1 protein-coding gene is annotated in these 238 nt (G+C 62.6%); it reads right to left on the bottom strand.

From position 1 onward, the window contains the following. Positions 1–36 precede the first annotated feature (36 nt). Positions 37–238 (bottom strand): hypothetical protein (locus ACX9YW_RS23560; protein WP_460351231.1); only part of this gene is annotated, 202 nt, incomplete at its 5' end.

Below are 238 nucleotides of genomic sequence, written 5' to 3'. Positions count from 1 at the left end.
GAGAACGAGACCTGGCCATCACCGCGCAGACACGCGTCAGGGAACTCGAAGGGGAAGTCCAGCAGTCACATCACGAGTATCAGACGCTCCAGGCGCAGTTGGACACGCTCTCGCAGAGTCTGCAGAGTGAGTCGCGAGAACGGCACGAGGCCGAATTGCGATTCCACGCCGCCATCGCGAACCAGGCGCGGGTCGAGAGGCAGGATCCTGGCCTGAAACAGTCCGGCACACGCGAAAC

Source organism: Pseudoneobacillus rhizolycopersici (assembly GCF_054786815.1).
This window is presented reverse-complemented; position numbering and strand designations above follow the sequence as displayed.